Origin of the sequence: Clostridioides sp. ZZV14-6150 (assembly GCF_020657875.1) — a bacterium.
In the GTDB taxonomy this organism is placed as follows: Bacteria; Bacillota; Clostridia; order Peptostreptococcales; family Peptostreptococcaceae; genus Clostridioides.
In genome coordinates this window covers 1-22,007 of sequence record NZ_JAGWDA010000019.1, presented here as the reverse complement: position 1 = coordinate 22,007, position 22,007 = coordinate 1, and the positions used below count along the sequence as shown (strand labels likewise).

Sequence of the window (22,007 nt, the reverse complement as noted above, 5' to 3'; positions counted from 1 at the left end):
ATAAGATATTAGGAGGAAAATTAATGAAAAAAGCTATTATAGATGTACATTGTCATACTTTAATAAGTGGACATGCACATAGTACTTTTAAAGAAAACGTTGAAGAAGCAATTCAAAAAAATATAAAATATTTAGGTATATCAGATCATGGTCCTAATATGCCAGGAGGACCACATCCATTTTACTTCTATAATTTACATCTACTTCCACGTCAAATACAAGATTTAAGGATTCTTAGAGGTATAGAAGGAAATATCATGGATTATGATGGAAACTTAGATGTTCCAGAAGATATGCTACAACATTTAGATTATATAATTGCAAGTTTGCATAGACCTTGTATAGCTTCAGGTACAAAAGGAGAAAATACAAATGCTATTTTAAAAGTGATGGATAAACCTAAAGTAAAGATAATTGGGCATCCAGATGATAGTAGATACCCTTTAGATTATGAGTCTATAGTAAAAAAAGCAAAGGATAAAAATATTCTTTTAGAAATAAACAACTCTTCATTAAGTTCGAATTCTCATAGAACTGGAACTTGGGAAAATGCAAGTGAAATGTTGCTGTTATGTAAACAATATGGTGTAAGAGTTATTCTTGGTACAGATTCTCATATATGTTATTCTATAGGTGAATTTGAAAGTGCAGAGAAAGTTTTAAAATCAGTAAATTTTCCAGAAGAACTAGTAATAAATTATCATGAAGATGAAATTGTAGAGTTTTTTAATATAAATTTTTAGAGTTTTAGGAGTGAGAAAATTTGAGTAAAAATAAGTTTATCTATATGAATTATTATGACAATGGTTATTTCAAAAAGGGAATGGTTATAAATATGGTTTTAGCCCTTATAATCTTGGCCACAATTTTTATATATTCAACAACATTTTTGTATCTTTTATGTATAATAACAGCAGTTTTTCTTTTTAAACAAGGTCGTGATTTTTCAAATAGATATAAGGGAAAAGTATATCTTACTCTTGATAATCATTCAATATCAATAAATAATCAATGTATCTTCAGTATAAAAGCTAGAAAAAATCAAAAATTTAATTATAAAGTAATAGAAAAAATAGAAGTGACAAAAAAAATATTAAATGTATATGCTGATAATTTTAATTACAAAGTTAGATTAAATGCGTTGAGTTTGGAAGATGAAAAAAAATTATTGAGTATAATAGATGAAAAGATAAAAAAATTTAAGGAGTAATATCATACTATTTTCAATCGTTAGCATGATTTAGAAGATTACTTGACAAAAATAAATAATAAAAAAATACAGATAATTATTTTTTTGTGTTGACAATACATTTTAATGTGTATATAATAACTATTAAATCAAAATATTTAGAAAATTTAAATGATTTAAAAAGCGATGAATAGAAGTAGTAAGAAGCATGAAACTTCCAGAGAGCTAAAGTATGGTGTGATTTAGCAGTTGATAATTCTGAACTTGTCTAGGAGCTGTTTCCTAAGTTTTAAAATTTAGGATAACCGTATTTCCACGTTACAGGAAAAATAGTTATTATAATAATTAGTAGTAACTATTACTAAGGGAGCTTTTTAAAAAGCTAAATAGAGTGGTACCGCGAGCAAAACCTCGTCTCTAGTTTTACTAGAGATGAGGTTATTTTTATTCTAATGATAAATTTAACATTTGTACTTATGAATTAAAAAGGGGAAGAATTGCGTCGATATAAGGTATACTGAATACAAAAAACAAAGAAGAGGGGGAATAACATGAAATATGGAAAGTATAAAAAATATAATAGAATGAAAATGACAAATCGTAAATGGCCAGATAATGAAATAACAAAAGCTCCAGTTTGGTGTAGTGTCGATTTAAGAGATGGAAATCAATCACTACCAACACCTATGAATGTAGAAGAAAAAGTCAGAATGTTCAAAATGATTTTGGATACAGGATTTAAAGAAATAGAAGTAGGTTTTCCATCAGCATCAAATACAGAGTATACATTTTTAAGAAAGTTAATAGATGAAAATATGATTCCAGATGATGTAACTATACAAGTACTTACACAATCCAGAGCTCATCTTATAGAAAAAACATTTGAATCAGTAAAAGGATGTAAGAAAGCAATAATACATTTATATAACTCTACATCTGTTCTTCAAAGAGAAGTGGTTTTTAATATGAGTAAACAAGAAATCATAGATATAGCAGTTGGGGGAGCAAAATTATTCAATGAAGAAGCAAAAAAATATCCTGAAACAGATTTTATTTTTGAATATTCACCTGAAAGTTTCACAGGTACAGAAATGGACTATGCACTTGAAATATGTGAGGCAGTTATAGATGTGTGGAAACCAACACCACAAAAGAAAGTTATAATAAATCTTCCATCAACAGTAGAAATGGCAACACCAAATGTATATGCAGACCAAATAGAATGGTTTTGTGAAAATATAAGCTGTAGAGATTCTATTATAATGAGCTTACACACTCACAATGATAGGGGGACTTGTACAGCGGCAAGTGAGCTTGGGTTATTAGCTGGAGCAGATAGACTTGAAGGTACATTATTTGGAAATGGTGAAAGAACTGGAAATATGGATATAGTAAATGTGGGTCTTAATCTTTATACACAGGGAATAAATCCAGAGTTAGACTTTAGTAATATCGATAAAATGATAGAAATATATGAAGATTGTACAAAACTTACAGTACATGACAGACATCCATATGCAGGAAATCTTGTACATTGTGCTTTTTCAGGTTCTCATCAAGATGCTATTAGAAAAGGTATGATAGCAATTAACACTAGAAATGATGGTTGTTGGGAAGTTCCATATCTACCAATAGACCCTCATGATATAGGTAGAGAATACAAAGAAATTATTAGAATAAACAGTCAATCAGGAAAAGGCGGAGCTGTTTATATAATGGAAACAGATTATGGTTTCATGATACCTAAAAATATGCATTCTCATTTTGGAAATGTAGTTAAAATGGAATCTGATAGAATAGGAGAGGAACTTAGTAGTGAATCAATATTTAACTTATTTAAGAAGGAATATATTGATGTTGAGAGTCCTTATAAAGTTAAGAAGTATAAGATAAAATCGATGGATGAAATAAATTATGAGAATGATGATTCTGATGATACTAATGTGATTGAGATGACTGCAAGAGTAACCTATATGGGTAATGAACAAAGAATTGTTGGAATAGGAAATGGTCCTGTAGATTCATTTAACAACGCATTAAAACAATGTGGCATGAAAGATTATAAATTTAGATATTATTGGGAACATGCATTAGAGGAAGGTTCACATTCAAGAGGTGTAGCCTATGTTGGAATAGAACATAATGATAAAGTTTATTTTGGGGTAAGCATATCAGAAAATATAAACACAGCAGCTATTAATGCTCTTATGAATGCAATAAATAAAAGTTATATTGAGGAGGAAGCAGAAAATGGGGATGACTATGACGCAGAAAATCTTAGCGAAACATGCTAATTTAAATGAGGTTAAGAAAGGACAATTGATTGAAGCAAACCTAGATATAGTTTTAGGAAATGATATAACATCACCAGTAGCTATTAGAGAGTTTGAAAAGTTAGGAATTGAAGAGGTTTATGATAAGTCTAAAGTGGCAATAGTTTTGGACCATTTTACACCTAATAAAGATATAAAGAGTGCAGAGCAGTGTAAGTTTACAAGAAGTTTTGCAAAATCCAAAGGAGTGGTCAATTTCTTTGATGTAGGGGATATGGGAATAGAACATGTTCTTCTTCCTGAAAAAGGTATAGTAACAGCAGGAGATGTAATCATAGGTGCCGATTCTCATACTTGCACATATGGAGCATTAGGTGCTTTTTCCACTGGCGTAGGTTCAACTGACATGGGAGCTGGGATGGCTACAGGAAAATGTTGGTTTAAGGTACCCGGTGCAATAAAATTTGTCCTAAAGAATAAGCCAAATAAATGGATAACTGGAAAAGATGTGATACTTCATATAATAGGGAAGATAGGTGTTGATGGAGCACTTTACAAATCGATGGAATTTTGTGGAGATGGAGTAAGTAATCTATCTATGGATGATAGATTTACTATTTGTAATATGGCAATAGAAGCAGGGGCTAAAAATGGAATTTTTCCAGTAGATAATAAAACTATAGAATATATAAATTCACATAAGTGTACAACAACAGAAAAAGTTGTAAATGTATACGAAGCAGATGAAGATGCAATTTATGATGAAATATATGAAATTGACTTAGCTGAATTAAAAGAAACAGTAGCTTTTCCACATCTTCCTGAAAATACTAAAACAGTAGATGAGATTGAGAAAGATATAAAGATAGACCAAGTTGTAATAGGCTCTTGTACAAATGGAAGAATATCAGACCTTGAAGTTGCAGCTGAAATCATGAAAGGTAAAAAAGTTGCAGATGGAGTTAGAGTAATGATATTTCCTGGAACTCAAAAGGTATATCTTGAAGCAATAGAAAAAGGCTATATTACTACCTTTATAGAAGCAGGAGCAGCTGTTTCTACACCAACATGTGGACCATGTCTTGGAGGGCATATGGGTATACTTGCAGCAGGAGAAAGGTCAGTTTCAACAACAAATAGGAACTTTGTAGGAAGAATGGGTCATGTTGATTCAGAAGTGTATCTTGCTAGTCCAGCTGTAGCAGCATCATCAGCTATAACTGGAAAAATATCAAAACCATCAGAAATAATTTAAGGGAGGTAAAATTTATGATTGCTAATGGAAGGGTTTTTAAATTTGGTGATAATATAGATACAGATGTAATAATACCAGCTAGATATTTAAATATAGCTGATTATAAAGAATTGGCAATGCACTGTATGGAGGATATTGATGATAAATTTGTATCTAAAGTAAAGGCTGGAGACATTATAGTTGCAACTAAAAATTTTGGGTGTGGTTCATCAAGAGAACATGCTCCAATCGTAATAAAAGAAAGTGGAGTATCATGTGTAATTGCGTCAACTTTTGCTAGAATATTTTTTAGAAATTCTATAAATATAGGGCTTCCAATACTTGAATGTGAGGAAGCTGCTAATAGTATAGAAGAAGGCGATACTATAGAAGTGGATTTTTCAACAGGTGTAATAAAAAACATAACAAAAGGAGCAGAATATAAGGCAGAACCATTTCCTGAGTTTATGCAAAATATCATAACAAATGTAGGTCTAATTAACTCAATAAAGGTAAACAGGGGGTAATGGTGTATGAATTGTAAAATAGCAGTCATAAAAGGTGATGGTGTTGGGCCAGAAATTATAGAAGAAGGTATAAAGGTCTTAAATAAAATCTGTTATAAATTTAATCATAAATTTGATTGTGAATATGTATTGGCTGGAGGATGTGCAATTGATGAAACTGGAGAACCTCTACCTGATAAAACTGTTGAAATATGTCGAAAAAACGATTCGGTATTACTTGGAGCTGTTGGAGGTCCAAAGTGGGATAAATGTAAGGGAGATACAAGACCAGAAGCAGGTCTTTTAAAATTGAGAGAATCCTTAGGTTTATTTGCAAATTTGAGACCAGCAACTATATATGAAAGTATAAAGGAATCTTCACCACTTAGAGCAGATATAGTAGAAAAAGGCATTGATTTTGTTGTTGTGAGGGAGTTAACAGGGGGCATTTATTTTGGAGAACGTGGAAGAAAGATTATTGATGGTGTTGAAGAGGCTTATGATGTAGAGGTATACAATGAAAATGAAATAAGAAGAATTGGAAGAAGGGCTTTTGAAATCGCTAGAAATAGAAAGAAGAAACTTGTCAGTATAGATAAAGCAAATGTGCTTGAAAGTTCAAGACTTTGGAGAGGTATTATGGAGAACTTAGCTAAAGAATTTGATGATGTAGAGCTATCACATATGTATGTTGATAACGCTGCTATGCAAGTTGTAAGAGACCCTAGCCAATTTGATGTAATAGTGACTAATAACATATTTGGAGATATAATATCTGACGAAGCATCCATGGTTACAGGTTCTATAGGTATGTTACCATCTGCATCACTTCGAGAAGATAGCTTTGGAATGTATGAGCCAATACATGGGAGTGCTCCTGATATAGCTGGAAAAGATATTGTAAATCCAATTGCAACTATTTTATCTGTGGCAATGATGTTAAGACATAGCTTTAATCTAGAAGATGAAGCTAAATGCATTGAAGATGCAGTACAAAATGTACTTAGAAAAGGATACAGAACTAGTGATATATATAATAGTATAGGAACTGTTGTTGGTACAAAGAAAATGGGAGAATTAATAGTAAATGAAATTTAGAATTATAGTTTAATTTATATAATATAATTGGGTCATATAATTGGGGGAATTAGTAAAAAATTTATTGTGGCATAGTTTTATATTTAGGGTATAAGATATATTTTATTTTTAAAGCACGATGTGATTTTAGGTAATTTTAATTACATAAAATCATATTGTGCTTTTTTTAGAAAATAATACTTTGGATTAAGATTTTAATGCTGAAATAGCCTATTTTTGCTTATTAGAAATTTGCAGGGATTTAATTAATATTATATAATATGTTTTAGTATTTATGAATATTAAGTGGCTATCAATATTAGTTAGGAGATGGAGTTTTTGGGAAAGTATAAGGTTTTAAAAAAGCAAAATAGTAGTAAATCTTGTTTAGTTTGTGGAACACAAAATGAATTAGGATTAAAAGCAGATTTTTATGAACTTGAAAATGGAGAACTTGTATCAATTTGTAATACAAAAGATTGGCATCAGAGTTATCCAGGGAGAGTTCATGGAGGTATGTCTGCTGCAATATTAGATGAGACTATTGGAAGAGCTGTAAGTATAAATGATGACCAAATATGGGGTGTGACAGTATCTTTAGAATTGAAATATAAAAAACCAGTACCAACAGATGCTACTATAAGAGTAGTTGGAAGGATAACTAAAGAAAATAGAAAATTATTTGAAGGTACAGGGGAAATAATTTTGCCAAATGGAGAGATAGCAGTAACAGCAACTGGAAAATATATGAAGATGCCTATTGGTCAAATAGCAGAAGGTGATTTTTCTGATGAAGAATGGTTTTTTGCTGAATCAGAAGAAAAAGTTGAATATATTGAACTTTAAGTAATTACATATTTACTATGTCAAATGATATATCAAAAAATATAAAATTAAAAAATATAAGATAAAAATAACTTAGCTATACTTAAAAAAAATCTTATAATAGCGTTAAATTTATATGCTAAAAAAAATAATTTATATATTTAAAAAGTGTATTTTTTTTAGTACATAAATTCAGAAAATTCGAACTAATGATAAGGTGCAAAATGGATGGTTTCACAAAATATAGAAAATAAATTATATATAAAAAATAATTTTTATGTTGACATACTTAATTTAGCTTGATATTATAGATATTAAAAATAAGGACAGTAAACACACTATCCATATTACAAACTAAAAAAGGAGGGAATTATAATGAGTAAGAAATTATTTATTCCTGGTCCTATTGATGTTAGAGCAGAAGTCTTGGAAAAGATGGCTACACCAATGATAGGGCATAGAGGGAAAGATGCATCTATACTTCAAAAAAGTATAAGTGAAAAAATGCAAAAATTATTCTATACCAACAACACGATACTTTTATCCACGTCGTCCGGAACTGGTTTAATGGAAGGCTCCATTCGTTCCTGTACATCCAAAAAGGCAGCAGTATTTTCCTGTGGATCCTTTGGTGATAGATGGTACAAAATGGCAGTGGCTAATAATGTCCCAGCGGATATATTTAAAGTTGAATTAGGAGAGGCAACAACACCAGAAATGGTTGATAAGGTGCTTTCTACTGGAGAATATGATTTAATAACCGTAACTCACAATGAAACTTCAACTGGAATAAGAAATCCAATAGAAGAAATTGGAGAAGTTGTTAAAAAATATAAAGATGTGGTCTACTGTGTAGACACTGTAAGTTCAGCCGGTGGAATAAAAGTCGAGGTTGATAAGATTGGAATAGATATTTGTATAACATCATTACAAAAAGCACTGGGATTACCACCAGGAATGTCTATTTGCACATTTTCTCAAAAAGCAATCGATAGAGCTAAGCAAGTACCTTTTAGAGGAGTTTATTTTGATTTGTTAGAAATGTATGAATACTTAATCAAGAAAAACTACCAATACCCTTCAACACCATCTCTTTCTCACATGTTCGCTTTAGATTTCCAATTAGATAATATATTAGATGAAGGCCTAGATAACAGATTCAAACGACATGAAGACATGGCAAACTTAGTTAGAATCTGGGCTAAAAAACACTTCCAAATTTTTACCAATGAAAATCACTTATCCAATACACTTACTGTTATAGAAAATACTCAAGGTATTAGTGTATCAAATTTAAATTCAAAATTACAAGAACGAGGATTCCAAATAGCAAATGGTTATGGCAATTTAAAAGAAAAAACTTTTAGAATTTCACATATGGGTGACTATACTGTCGAAGATGTACAAGAATTATTAAATAATATTGATGATATATTAGGTTTTAATAAGTAATATTACAAAATTATGTGTATTTTAAGTTAAATTTAAAATATATAAAATAAAATGTGTTTTATGAAAATTACATATTAAATTTTTAACAAATATTAATAAAATTTGATATGACTTTAATAAAAAATATTTTGAAAATTATATAAATAGAAAGTGTAATTAAATAAAGTTTTTTAGTGATGAAAATACTTTAAAAAATAAAAATTGGAAAAATTAAGTGAATATAATTGGAGGCGTTTGTTATGTATAATATATTAATTACTGATGGAATAGAGAAAGATGCAGCGAGAAAATTGAGAGAGTTAGATTTTAATGTGATAGAGGAGTTTTATGAAAAGGATGTTTTAGGAGATAAACTTAAAGATGTTGATGTACTTGTAGTACGTTCAGCCACTAAGGTTACTAAGGATGTAATAGACAAAGCATTAGAAGGTAAAAAGTTAAAATTGATAGTAAGAGGTGGAGTAGGATTAGACAATATAGATGTTAAATATGCAGAAGCTAATGGCATAAAAGTTATGAATACTCCAAATGCAAGTAGTATATCTGTTGCAGAACTTACAATAGGTCAATTATTTGTACTTGCAAGATTCATAAATACTGCAAATGTAACTATGAGAGATGGAAAATGGGAGAAGAAAAAATACAAAGGTACAGAAATTAATGGAAAAACATTAGGACTTGTAGGTTTTGGAAGAATTGCAAAAGAAGTTGCAAAGAGGGCAGAACTATTAGGTATGAATGTTATATATACTGATATAATGGGTGAAGCGCAAGGCTTTAACAAATATAGATTCTGTGATATGGAAGAAGTTTTACAAAAAGCAGATTTCTTATCTTTACACATACCTTTTGATAAGAATAAGGGGGCAGTAATAACTGAAAAAGAAATAAATAAGATGAAAGATGGAGCTTATTTAATAAACTGTGCAAGAGGAGGTTTGGTTGACGAAAAAGATTTACTAAAAGCATTAGATGAGGGGAAATTATCAGCAGCAGCTATAGATGTTTATGAGCAAGAACCTACATTAAATCTAGATTTAGTAAATCACCCAAGAGTTTCTCCTACACCTCATATTGGTGCATCTACAGTAGAAGCTCAAGAAAGAATTGGAGAAGAAATTGTAAATGTGATTCAAGACTACTTTCTTGACTTCAACAATCTAATAGGGGTAGCATTATAAAATATTTTATACAATTAGGAGGAATTTAGTAATGGCAACGATTAAACCATTTAAGGCGATTAGACCAAATAAATATATAGTAGATAAAGTAGCAGCACTTCCTTATGATGTTATGAATAGTGAAGAAGCTAGAGAAATTGCAAAAGGGAATCCATATTCATTTTTGCATATAGATAAATCAGAAATTGATTTAGATGAAAATATAAATTTATATGATGAAAAAGTTTATTTAAAAGCACGAGAAAATTTGGATGAATTTCGAAAACAAGAAATTCTAGTAAAAGATGAAAAAGATTGTATATATATATACAAACAAGTTATGGATGGCAGAGCTCAAGTTGGTATAGTTGCATGTATATCAGTTGATGAAAGTTTAGATGGAACAATAAAAAAACATGAGTACACTAGACCAGAAAAGGAAGTTGATAGAACTAATCATATAAAATACTGTGATGCTAATACGGGAACTATACTTGTAACTTACAAACATCAAAGATTAATAGATGATATGATAAATGATTTTATGGATAATCATGAACCTTTATATGATTTTGTAACAGATGACAAGATAGAGCATACAGTGTGGAAGATTGATAGTGATGATATAATATGCAATTTAGTAAATGAATTTGGAAAATTAGATTATTTATATATTGCAGATGGTCATCATAGAACAGCTTCAGCAGAAAATGTAGCTAAAGAAATGAGAGCTAAAAATCCAAACTATACTGGAAGAGAAGAATTTAATTATTTTATAGCAATGATTGCACCAGATGAAAATCTAATGGTTTTAGATTATAATAGAGTTATTAAAGACTTAAATGGTTTAAATGAAGAAGAATTTATAAATAAAATAAAAGAAAATTTTGATATAGAACAAATGGAAGGTAAAGAAAAATATAAACCTGACAAAAAAGGAACTTTCGGGATGTATCTAGGTGATAAATGGTACAAAATGAAGGCAAATAAGAATTTGTTAGACATAGAAGACCCAGTTGACTCATTAGATATTTCTATACTACAAAATTATGTGATTGATGCTATTTTAGGAATTGAAAACCCTAGAGTAGATAAGAGAATCGATTTTATTGGTGGAATTAGAGGTATTGAGGAATTAGAAAGAAGAGTTAATGAAGATATGAAGGTAGCGTTTGCAATGTATCCTACTAGTATTGAGGATTTAATAAGCGTAGCAGATGCAGGCAAGATAATGCCAGCTAAGTCAACATGGTTTGAACCTAAGGTAAGATGTGGACTATTCTTACACGAAATAAATGAATAATTAATAAAGTTAAAGGCTAAAAAGTAAACTTTACTACTTTTTGGCCTTTAATTTTTTATTAAAAATAATAGTATATTAATTGTAAATTATAAGAGATAATTTTTCTAAAAAAGTTATCTTTTTTTTAGATTTCTATATGGAAAAAATTTACATTTGACAGGAATACAGCAATATTGTGTGTTATAATTTAGAATGGAAATTTGTATAGATAGTATTTATGACAAACCTTGAAAGCTATTTTTTATTATTATAGACTATATTGTTATATGAGCAAAAGTGGAAAAATAAAAGGATATTAAAGTGACAGGCTAGAATTATTATTCGGAAACTAAGTTTCAAGTATGAGTATGAAACTTATACTTAGTTAAATTGTTTGAGGTGTTTATAAGCATGAAAAGAATTATAAGGAATTTATTAATATAAGTATTATAAAAGAGAATAATTTTTATATATTAATTAATATATAATTATAAGGAATGTAAAATAAAAATTTTATAGATAAATTTAAATATATGTTGTTTGATTCTAATATAGGAAGAAATAAAATATGTATTAAAATAGGAAGAGATAATATAAATAAGTGCAAGGGTTTACAAAATAGCTTAACAATAATTTGATTTATAGTTGAGAGGTTTATTTTTTCTTTAAATCACTTCCTATTGAAGAATTAAATAATATAAACATATAATATATTATATATAATGAGGATGTGAGTATGGGTGAACAGACTAAAGCCAAAACTTTTAGGTATTAGTGTCTTGTTTATTATTATAATTATTTTAACCTGTGGGGCTATTTTTAAGTTTAAGTTTAAATTGGATAATACATTGAAAGAGACTACACATACATATTTGTCAGAATTTACAGAGCATAATATAATTAATCTTAAGACAAAACTTAGTGGTCAATTTGACATGCTTGAATCTATTGCTAGTTTTATGGGAAATTTAGATAATATAAATAATGAGATGATGATTAATTTAATGGAGTCTGGAGTAAAGCGAAGTTCTTTAATTAGAATGTCTATTTCTGCACTAGATGGAAAAAGTTATTCTAATGATGGAATCATTAGTAATGTAAAAGATAGAGATTATTTTAAAAAAGCTAAAAATGGTGAAAGAAATATATCAGAATCTTTAAAATCTATTATTGATAAAAAAGAAATAATAGTTTTAGCTACCCCTATTTATAAAGATGGAAAAGTAGCAGGTGTTTTAAGTGGAGCTTATGATTCAACAAAATTAAATGAATTGTTGGGGTTATATGCATTTGATAAAAAAGCACACGTTTATATTGCCAAAAAAAATGGAGATGTAATTGCTCAAAATTCAAATGAAAATAGTAAAATATTATCATGTATATTTAAACTTTTTAATAATGATAATTGTGATGAAGTAAATTGTTTAAAAGTTATAAAAGAAAATATGAAAAATAATAAATCTGGATATTCTAACTATAATTTAGATAATAAGAAATTTATGTTAAATTATCAACCACTTGGAATTAATGATTGGTATATTTTTTCTGTTGTACCAAATGAAGTAGTATCTATTCAGTCAGATAATATTTCATTTGATGTATATATATTTGCGCTAGAAATATTATTAGTTATATTAATTTTTGTGGTATATATAGCTTATATTATAAATAACAATACTAAGACTATTATAAATGAAAAAGAAAAATTCAAGGCACTTACTGATAATATATTAGGTGGTGTTAAAAACTGCTTGAAAGATAAATATATGACTATGACCTATGTAAGTCAGGGGTTTTTGGAACTTACAGGTTATTCTGAAGAGGATTTAGATATAGTTTTTAAAAATAAATTTAAAAATATGATTTATAAAGAAGATGTAGACAAGGTTAATAGTATTGTTTTGAATCAATTAAAAAGACAGGATAAAATTGAAGTTGAATATAGAATTGTAAAAAAAGATGGAAGTATAATTTGGGTTTTAGATAGAAGCAAATCTATAAAAGATAGTAAAGGGAATGAATATATACAGGGCGTTTTAACTGATATAACAGAACTCAAGAAAATACAAGAAGAATTAGACTCAAAAATGTTTGAAATAGAGACTATCAATGATAGCATTGTTGGTGGAATAGTGATAACTGAGATAAATGATGATTTTGATAGTATATATTTAAATGAAGGTTATTTAAATATGATTGGATACACACGTAAACAGTTAGAAGATGAACTAGATAATAAATTAATCAAGCTGATTTTCAAAGATGATAGAGCTGGAATGATTGATGATATAAATAAGCAACTTAAAGTAAATGATACATTTGCATGTGAACGAAGAGTTGAAAAACGAGATGGTAGCATTATATGGATTTTATTAAAAGGAAGAAAAATAGTTGATGAAAGTGGAAACTCAGTACTATGTAGTGTAATTGTCGATATTACTTCTGCTAAATTATTAGAACAAGAGCTTAAAAAGAGTGAAGAACGTCATGAGATTATTATAAAGCAGACACAAAATATTATAGTTGAATGGAATATAGAAAAAGACCAAATGAGTATTTCTCCTAATTGGTATAATAAATTTGGCTATGACCCTATAACTAAAAATGCAACTAAAAATATAATCAAATCAGTTGACATATATCCTGATGATATAGATAAGTTTATTTCATTAACCAAGCTTACTTCATCAGGCAGTGAATATGAGGAGTGTGAGATTAGACTTAGAGTTAGAGATACTACTTATGCATGGTTTAGTATAAAAGCAACGACACTGTTTGATGATAATGGAATACCTTATAAAGTTGTAGGTAGTTTAACTGATATTGATGAATCAAAGCGAGAAGCTGAAAAATTAAAAGAGAGAGCGGAAAAAGACCCACTAACAGGCTTATATAATAAAAAAGCATCACAAGCACTTATAGAAGAATATATAACATTGGATAAAAACAGACAAGGGACTTTAATGATTATTGATATTGATGACTTTAAAGGTATAAATGATAATTTAGGTCATTTATATGGTGATGCTGTATTAAGTGAAATTGCAAATGATTTAATAAATTTATTTAGAGCATCTGATATAGTAGGAAGAATTGGTGGAGATGAGTTCATTGTTTTTATGAAAGATATTTCTGAAACAGGAGACATTATGAACAAAGCAGAGGAATTGGTCAAAACGTTTGAGAGGTCTTTTGTAGGTAAAGGATATAATTATAAAATATCTTTGAGTGTAGGAATTGCTAGATTTCCAAAAGATGGCACAGAGTACATGCAGTTGTTTAGAAATGCAGACATAGCTCTTTATTCAGCTAAGGGTAAAGGAAAGAATCGTTATGCCTTGTATGATAAAAAAATTGATAAAGTACAATACATAGCAAATACAAGAAATACAGATGAAAATACCAATATAGAAAGGTCTTTTAAGGAGCATATTACAAATTATATATTTGATATACTGTATGAATCAAATAATATAGAAATGGCTGTAAATTTGATTCTTGATATTGTGGGTAAACATTTTAATGTGAGTCGTGTCTATATATTTGAAAACTCGGATGATAACCTCTACTGTAAAAATACATTTGAATGGTGTAATGAAGGAATAACAGCAGAAATTGAGAATCTTAAGAATATTTACTATGGTCATTTAGGTAATTATCTTTTAAATTTCAATGCAGATGGATTGTTTTATTGTAATGATGTTGATAATCTCAATAGCGATTTAAAAAATTTGCTTAAAGCACAAGGGATATGTTCAATATTACAATGTAAAATTTTAGAAGGTAATGAATTTAGAGGTTTTGTAGGATTTGATGAATGTTCCTATAATCGTATGTGGACTAGTGATGAAGTGGATACATTGACATTTATTTCTAAGATGCTCAGTATGTTTTTATTAAAAATGCGTATCCAAAGTAAACTAGAGGACTCTTTAGAAGTTCAAAAGTCTGTAATGGATAACATGGACATATGGGCTTATGTTGTTGACAGAAACACATATGAACTGTTATTTATCAATAAAAAGATGCTTGAGTCAGCCCCAGATACACATGTAGGTGATTTATGTTATAAAGCACTATGGAACAATCAGAATAAACAATGTAGGAAATGCCCTATGAGCTGTTTAAAAGATGGAACTGATACTTATAAATCATTTATGCGTAACAGAAAGTTTGGTGTAAATGTAAACATAACGACAACTGCTTTAAAATGGTTTGATGGTAAAGATGCATGCTTAATATTTGGTAGTGAAGTAAATAGTGTTGAGTTTGAAGCAAATATTTAAATGAGCTTCTTGTAAAGATTTCCTAACTAATTGAATAAAACGTTTAAATTACTGTATTATAGATTTACTTAAAATCACAATTTTGATTTATTGAACCTAAAACGTTCATATAAATTATTTAAGTTGTGGTTTTAAGTATTTTTTGTGTTATAATTAAGCGTTAAGAACAAAATTAAAAGATACTTTTAATTTTAAGAAAGTATTTGTTAAATATATATTGAGCAGGTGATGATATGGAAAATAGGTTTTTACCAATAAGTAAACAAGATATGATAGATAGAGGATGGGAAGAGCTAGACTTTGTGTTGGTTACAGGTGATGCATATGTAGACCATCATAGTTTTGGTACAGCAATAATATCTAGAGTTTTAGAAAATGCTGGATATAAGGTAGGTATAATAGCACAACCAAATTGGAAGACGACAGATGATTTTATGAAATTAGGAAAGCCTAGACTTGGATTTTTGGTTAATGCAGGGAATATGGATTCAATGGTGAATCACTATTCAGTGAGTAAAAAGCATAGAGATAAGGATATGTATTCTCCTGGTGGAAAAATGGGTTATAGACCAGATAGAGCCACAATAGTCTATTGTAATAAAATAAGAGAAGCATATAGCGATGTTGCAATAGTAATAGGAGGAATTGAAGCTAGTCTAAGAAGATTTGCCCATTATGATTATTGGAGTGATAAGGTTAGAAAGTCAATGTTGATAGATAGTGGAGCAGACTTATTAGTTTATGGAATGAGTGAAAAGCAGATTGTGGATGTAGCTAATGCACTTAATGATGGATATGACCCAAAGTATATTAGACATATTGATGGGACATGTTATGTTTCAGATACATTAGAAGAAATATATGATAACTATATATTGATTCCCTCATATAAAGAAATATGTGAAGATAAAATGAAATATGTAGAGGCTTTTAAAATTCAATATGATGAACAAGACCCATTTAGAGGAAATATAATTGTTCAACCTCATGGAAGTAAGTATTTAGTTCAAAATAAGCCAGAGAAGCCTCTAAATAGAGAAGAATTGGATGAAGTTTATGGATTACCATATCAAAAAACATATCATCCTGTATATGAGAAATCTGGTGGTATACCAGCTATAGAAGAAGTAAAATTTAGCATAGTAAGTTCAAGAGGGTGTTTTGGTAGTTGTTCATTTTGTGCAATAACATTTCATCAAGGAAGAGCTGTTCAAAGTAGAAGTGAGAAATCAATTATTGATGAAGCAGTAGGAATAACAAAATTAAATGATTTTAAAGGATATATACATGATGTTGGAGGGCCAACAGCTAATTTTAGAAGACCAGCATGTAACAAACAAATTACTAAGGGTGCATGTAAAAATAGACAATGTTTATCTCCATCACCATGTAAAAACTTAGATGCAGACCATAGTGAGTATCTACATTTACTTAGAGCTGTAAGAAAATTACCTAACATAAAAAAAGTGTTTGTACGCTCTGGTATTAGGTATGATTATGTAATGGCAGATAAAAATAATAAGTTTCTTAGAGAGCTAATAGAACATCATGTAAGTGGTCAATTGAAGGTGGCTCCAGAACACATATCAGAAGAAGTTTTAGAATATATGCAAAAGCCAGCAGGAAAAACTTATGATAAGTTTAGACAGAAATTTTTTGCTATAAATGAAGAATTAGGTAAAAAACAATATTTGATACCATATTTAATGTCTAGTCATCCAGGGTCTACATTAAATAGTGCTATAGAGTTAGCTGAATATTTGAGAGATACTCATTATCAACCAGAGCAAGTTCAAGATTTTTATCCAACTCCTGGAACACTATCAACTACAATGTTTTATACAGGAATAGACCCACTTACAATGAAGCCAGTTTATGTTCCAAAATCAAAACGTGACAAAGCAATGCAAAGAGCTTTATTACAGTATAGAGCACCTAGAAACTATGATTTGGTATATTCTGCATTAGTTGAAGCTGGAAGAGAGGATTTGATAGGTTTTGGACATCGATGTCTAATAAAACCTAAGGATGAGAAGCCTTATTTTAATAGAAATAATTCTAATAAAAATAAGTCTAAGACTTCTACTGAAAATAAAAAACATAATGCAAATAATAGAAACAATAAAAAACAACAAAAAAGTCCAAGTAAGAGAAAGAAAAAATATTAAAATAAAGCATAGGTAAATAAAAAGATTTAAATAAAAAGGATTATTCGATAAATTAACAGAAATTAATATAAATAAATATAATTATTTTATAAAAAGTTAGTTTTGGGAGGACGAGATGAAAAAGTATATTTATATAATATTATCAGTAGCATTAAGTGTAATTTTTTTAGTGGGGTGTTCACAAGGACAAAATGAAAAGCCAAAAGAAGAACCAGCAGTTGTTAAAGAAGTAAAGGTGGCTGTTCCAGATGGATTGCCAGCGGTAGCAGTAGCTAAATTAGCAAATGAAAATCCAGCAATTAAAGATGGATATGAAACAATGTATAGCATTGAGAAAACACCAGAAGCAATTTCTACTAGAGTAATGAAAAAAGATGTAGATATAGCTATAGTTCCTTCAAATATGGCTGCAATAGCGTATAATAAAACTTCAAGTTATAATATAGTTGGTACTGTAGGTATGGGGTCGCTTTATTTAGTATCAACAGATGATATAAAGGATTATTCTGATTTAATTGGGAAAGAAGTTGGATGTACAGGGAAAGGTCTTACTCCAGATATAACGATAAGAAGTCTTTTATCACAAAAGGATATAAGTCCAGCAGATATAAATTTTAATTATGTAAATTCTGCAAGTGAACTAGTACCGTTATTGGCTGCAGGAAAAATTACAACAGGGATTGTTCCAGAACCTGCACTTAGTACTTTAATGTCCAAGAATCCAGATATAAAAATTATAAAAAGTTTAAATGATTCATGGAAAGAAGTAAGTGGTTCAAAAGATGGATATCCTCAATCTACATTAATTATAAAATCTGATTTTTTAAGAGACAATAAAGAATTTGTAGATTCTTTTTTAGGACAATTATCAAATAGTGTAGATTGGGCAAATAAAAATCCTGAGGAATTAGGTAAATATTCTGAGAATATAAAGATATCTACTGAACCTAAAATAATAGGAAAAGCTCTTAAAAGGGCTAATTTAAAGTACATTCCAGTTAAAGATATGATTAATGATTACAAAAACTACTATGAAAAATTAGCTAATTTTGATGATAAGACGGTAGGAGGCAAAGTACCAGATGAAGCAATATACTTTGTTGAAAAATAAGAAAATTAAAGAACAATTTATAGACAAATTAGAGGTAACACTTTCTTGTGTTATCCTCTTATTTTTGTGGCAAATTATTGCTTTAAAAATTAACAATGATATATTCTTACCAACAATAAATCAAGTCTTTGATAGTATTAAAGAAATCGTATTAAATTCTAATTTCTATATAGACATACTTTATTCAATAGGTAGATGTTTTTTTAGTTTTTTATTTGCTTTGATTTTTGCTATCATATTGTCAATAATAGCATATTTAAGCAGGATTTTTAGAAATTTATTAAAGCCAATTAATGCTCTAGCACGTTCAATACCAACGATGATATTAGTAGTACTAGCACTAATTTGGTTTGAAAAAGATAGTACACCTTTTATAGTTGGGTTTGCTATAGTTTTTCCAATCTTATACGATAGTGTTTTAGGAGCAATATTGAATATTGATAAGAATTTATTAGAAATGGCAAGTGTGTATAAGATAAGGTTTATAGATAAGGTATTGAAAATTTATTTACCAGCTATAAAATTTCAAATTATATCTATATTAGTATCGACATTTTCACTAAGCTTAAAAGTTGCTATAGCAGGAGAGGTATATAGTCAACCTACATATGGTATTGGGACTATGATACAAACTGAAAAAATTAATTTTAATACATCTGGGATATTTGCATGGATAATTATAATAGTTTTAATTTCAGCCATTTTACAAGTAGCTCAAAAATTTTTGTCAAGGAGAGCTTTTTTATGGAAAAGATAAGGTTAAGTATTGAGAATATAAATAAAAAATATGATAATCATATTATATTTAAAAATTTTAATATTGATTTTTACATAGATAATGTTAACTGTATACTTGGGAAGTCTGGATGTGGGAAAACTACTCTCTTAAATATAATAAGTGGTATTATAGAAAATGATACTCGTAATTTAAATATTAAAGAAAGTTCAAATAAAATTGGGAGTAAGTTAGAGGTAAGTTACATATTTCAAGAAGACAGGCTAATAGATTGGCTAACTGTAGAAGAAAACATAAAGATAGTTGTAAATAAATATTACAGTAAAACTCAACTAGATAAAATTTGTGATGAATATTTAGATTTGGTTGGAATTATTAAATATAAAAAATTTTATCCTCAGATGCTTAGTGGGGGCATTAGACAAAGAGTAAACATTGCTAGAGCTTTTATTTATCCATCAAAGACTATTATAATGGATGAACCTTTTAAATCAATTGATGCAAAGAATAAACAAATAATAATTGATAATTTTAAAAATATACTTAAAAAAGAAAAAAGAACTGTGTTATTTGTAACTCATGATATTGAAGAAGCATTATTTTTAGCAGATAATATATTTATTTTAGGAGATTCTCCTATGATAATAAAAAAAGAACTAAAAAATTCTAGAGAATTGGAAAAAAATGAAGTTTTGAAGTTAATATAGAGTTATAATAATATTGTTGTTTTAAAATATAATTATTTTAACTATAATACTCTATTAAAATAGTACAGAATATTCGAAAATATAGATAATGTTCGTATTTTATAAAAAGGAAGTGAATGTATGATTAAAGTAAAAACTAATGCTATGAGAATTTTAGATTCAAACAAAATTGATTATAAGGTACTATCTTATGAAGTCAAAAGTGAACATGTAGATGGTGTTGAGGTAGCACATGATATAGGAAGAGATGTAAATGAAGTATATAAGACTCTAGTAACTCAAGGAGTTAGTAAGAATATTTATGTATATGTAATACCAGTACATGAAAGTTTAGACTTAAAAAAAGCTGCAAAAGTAGCTAAAGAAAAAAGTGTGGATATGATTCATGTAAAAGATATAAATAAGCTTACAGGATATATTAGAGGTGGTTGTTCTCCTGTAGGGATGAAGAAGCTTTATAAGACTTTTTTAAATGAAAGTGCAAAACAATTAGATACAATTATAGTAAGTGCTGGTAAAATAGGATACCAAATAGAATTATCACCACTTGACTTACAGAAACTTATAAAAGTAGAGTTTGCAGATTTAATAAAAAAATAGGTATTGTAGATAGAAAATTAATGACAAAAAAATTATATAATTAATAAAATAAATAATGACTTAAAAATAAACATTTAACTACTATTATGTAATTGACATAAAAATATTGAGAAATTTTAAAAATGATGGTAAAGTGTAAATATGATTACGAATATTTTTTATAAAGTAATGGAGGGATGTTCGCTTGAGAAAGATAAAATCTGAACAAATTGTTGAACAAGTAAAAAAACTTTGCATAGAAGCTAGTTTATACTTAGGAGATGATGTCTTAAGCTGTATAAAAGAGAAAGCTAAAACTGAAAAAAGTGAAGTTGGAAAAAACATATTAAATATATTAGTTGAAAATGCTGAAATAGCAAAGAAAAAAAATATACCAATATGCCAAGATACTGGTATGGCTGTATTTTTTGTTGAGATAGGACAAGAGGTTTTAGTTGAAGGAGATACAATTACTGACGCTATAAATGAGGGAGTAAGACAAGGATACGAGGAAGGATACTTGAGAAAATCTGTTGTAAGTCCAATTAGTAGAATAAATACAAAGGATAATACTCCTGCCATTATTCATTATGAAATGGTAAAAGGTGATAAAATTAAAATAGAGTTTGCTGCTAAGGGATTTGGAAGCGAAAATATGAGTAAAATGAAGATGTTAAAGCCATCAGATGGATTAGAAGGAATTAAAAAATTTATTATTGATACAGTTTCAGAAGCTGGACCTAATCCATGTCCTCCTATGGTAATTGGAGTTGGTATAGGTGGAACGGTAGATAAATGTGCTCAAATAGCTAAAAAAGCACTTTTTAGAGAACTAGGTGAATTTAATGAAGATGAAAATATTGCAAAATTAGAAAGTGAATTATTAGCCTCTATTAATAAATTGGGTATAGGACCTCAGGGGTTAGGAGGAACTACAACAGCTTTAGGTTTAAATATAGAGACTTTTCCTACACATATAGCAGGTCTTCCTGTTGTTGTAAATATAAACTGCCATGCATCGAGACATAAAAAGGTAGTAATTTAGGAGGAAAAATAAAATGATAAAGATAACTACACCTGTAAGTGAGATTGATATAGCTAAATTAAATTGTGGAGATACAATTAGTCTAAGCGGTATACTTTATACAGCAAGAGATGCGGCTCATAAAAGATTGATAGATTGTATAAATAAAGGTGAAGAGTTACCATTCGATGTAAATGGTCAAGGTATATACTATGTAGGTCCTACTCCAACAAAACCAGGAGAAGTTATAGGAGCAGCAGGTCCAACGACGAGTTATAGAATGGATGATTTAACTATACCTCTTTTAGAGAGAGGTCTTAGATTGATTAAAAAATAGCTACGCACACTCGTGACTTTAGTCATGAGTTAGTAGCTAAAATAGTCAGCATATAGGGAAA

Annotated in this window: 17 protein-coding genes, 1 pseudogene and 1 other annotated feature; all 18 genes and pseudogenes read left to right on the top strand. The window is 28.8% G+C overall.

The window, feature by feature from the left end:
* The first annotated feature begins 23 nt into the window (after positions 1–23).
* Positions 24–743: a phosphatase gene (locus KGF41_RS17755; protein WP_227857024.1), complete on the top strand. Its 720-nt coding sequence runs from the start codon at positions 24–26 to the stop codon at positions 741–743.
* A 20-nt stretch (positions 744–763) separates the two neighbouring features.
* The gene (locus KGF41_RS17750) at positions 764–1,210 is read left to right on the top strand and encodes a hypothetical protein (RefSeq protein WP_227857023.1); all 447 of its coding nucleotides are present in this window, start codon (positions 764–766) and stop codon (positions 1,208–1,210) included.
* Positions 1,211–1,366: 156 nt separating this feature from the next.
* Positions 1,367–1,611: a binding site (T-box leader), on the top strand.
* Between the two features lie 129 nt (positions 1,612–1,740).
* Positions 1,741–3,483, top strand: coding sequence for a 2-isopropylmalate synthase (leuA, locus tag KGF41_RS17745; RefSeq protein WP_227850718.1), 1,743 nt, complete (start codon positions 1,741–1,743; stop codon positions 3,481–3,483).
* Positions 3,440–4,717 carry a 3-isopropylmalate dehydratase large subunit gene (leuC, locus tag KGF41_RS17740; protein WP_227850717.1) on the top strand — a complete coding sequence of 426 codons (1,278 nt, stop codon included), beginning with the start codon at positions 3,440–3,442 and terminating at the stop codon, positions 4,715–4,717. The genes leuA and leuC overlap by 44 nt, the downstream gene beginning before the upstream one ends.
* A gap of 14 nt (positions 4,718–4,731) precedes the next feature.
* A complete protein-coding gene (gene leuD / locus KGF41_RS17735) occupies positions 4,732–5,223 on the top strand; it encodes a 3-isopropylmalate dehydratase small subunit (RefSeq protein WP_227850716.1) in 492 nt (163 codons plus the stop codon).
* Between the two features lie 6 nt (positions 5,224–5,229).
* A complete protein-coding gene (leuB, locus tag KGF41_RS17730) occupies positions 5,230–6,300 on the top strand; it encodes a 3-isopropylmalate dehydrogenase (RefSeq protein WP_227850715.1) in 1,071 nt (356 codons plus the stop codon).
* A 309-nt stretch (positions 6,301–6,609) separates the two neighbouring features.
* Entirely contained in the window at positions 6,610–7,125 is a 516-nt protein-coding gene (locus KGF41_RS17725) for a PaaI family thioesterase (RefSeq protein ID WP_227829832.1), read from the top strand.
* Between the two features lie 354 nt (positions 7,126–7,479).
* Complete coding sequence (locus KGF41_RS17720; protein ID WP_227829831.1) at positions 7,480–8,556, top strand: pyridoxal-phosphate-dependent aminotransferase family protein; 1,077 nt, start codon at positions 7,480–7,482, stop codon at positions 8,554–8,556.
* Positions 8,557–8,795: 239 nt separating this feature from the next.
* Positions 8,796–9,737 carry a D-2-hydroxyacid dehydrogenase gene (locus KGF41_RS17715; protein WP_227829830.1) on the top strand — a complete coding sequence of 314 codons (942 nt, stop codon included), beginning with the start codon at positions 8,796–8,798 and terminating at the stop codon, positions 9,735–9,737.
* A 31-nt stretch (positions 9,738–9,768) separates the two neighbouring features.
* The gene (locus KGF41_RS17710) at positions 9,769–11,019 is read left to right on the top strand and encodes a DUF1015 domain-containing protein (RefSeq protein ID WP_227829829.1); all 1,251 of its coding nucleotides are present in this window, start codon (positions 9,769–9,771) and stop codon (positions 11,017–11,019) included.
* A gap of 719 nt (positions 11,020–11,738) precedes the next feature.
* Entirely contained in the window at positions 11,739–15,284 is a 3,546-nt protein-coding gene (locus KGF41_RS17705; RefSeq protein ID WP_227829828.1) for a diguanylate cyclase domain-containing protein, read from the top strand.
* A gap of 233 nt (positions 15,285–15,517) precedes the next feature.
* On the top strand, positions 15,518–17,452 hold the full coding sequence (locus KGF41_RS17700) for a YgiQ family radical SAM protein (protein ID WP_227829827.1): 1,935 nt from the start codon (positions 15,518–15,520) through the stop codon (positions 17,450–17,452).
* Between the two features lie 115 nt (positions 17,453–17,567).
* Positions 17,568–18,563, top strand: a complete 996-nt coding sequence (locus KGF41_RS17695; RefSeq protein ID WP_227842968.1) for an ABC transporter substrate-binding protein — start codon at positions 17,568–17,570, stop codon at positions 18,561–18,563.
* Positions 18,535–19,320, top strand: a complete 786-nt coding sequence (locus tag KGF41_RS17690) for an ABC transporter permease (protein WP_227842967.1) — start codon at positions 18,535–18,537, stop codon at positions 19,318–19,320. The genes KGF41_RS17695 and KGF41_RS17690 overlap by 29 nt, the downstream gene beginning before the upstream one ends.
* Positions 19,308–20,006 carry an ABC transporter ATP-binding protein gene (locus KGF41_RS17685; RefSeq protein ID WP_227842966.1) on the top strand — a complete coding sequence of 233 codons (699 nt, stop codon included), beginning with the start codon at positions 19,308–19,310 and terminating at the stop codon, positions 20,004–20,006. The genes KGF41_RS17690 and KGF41_RS17685 overlap by 13 nt, the downstream gene beginning before the upstream one ends.
* A 120-nt stretch (positions 20,007–20,126) precedes the next feature.
* Positions 20,127–20,606, top strand: coding sequence for a Cys-tRNA(Pro) deacylase (ybaK, locus tag KGF41_RS17680; RefSeq protein WP_227829823.1), 480 nt, complete (start codon positions 20,127–20,129; stop codon positions 20,604–20,606).
* 184 nt (positions 20,607–20,790) lie between these two features.
* Entirely contained in the window at positions 20,791–21,630 is an 840-nt protein-coding gene (locus KGF41_RS17675) for a fumarate hydratase (protein WP_227829822.1), read from the top strand.
* 13 nt (positions 21,631–21,643) lie between these two features.
* Positions 21,644–21,937 (top strand): annotated as a pseudogene (locus tag KGF41_RS17670) (fumarate hydratase C-terminal domain-containing protein); the annotation flags it as partial.
* Between the last annotated feature and the right edge of the window lie 70 nt (positions 21,938–22,007).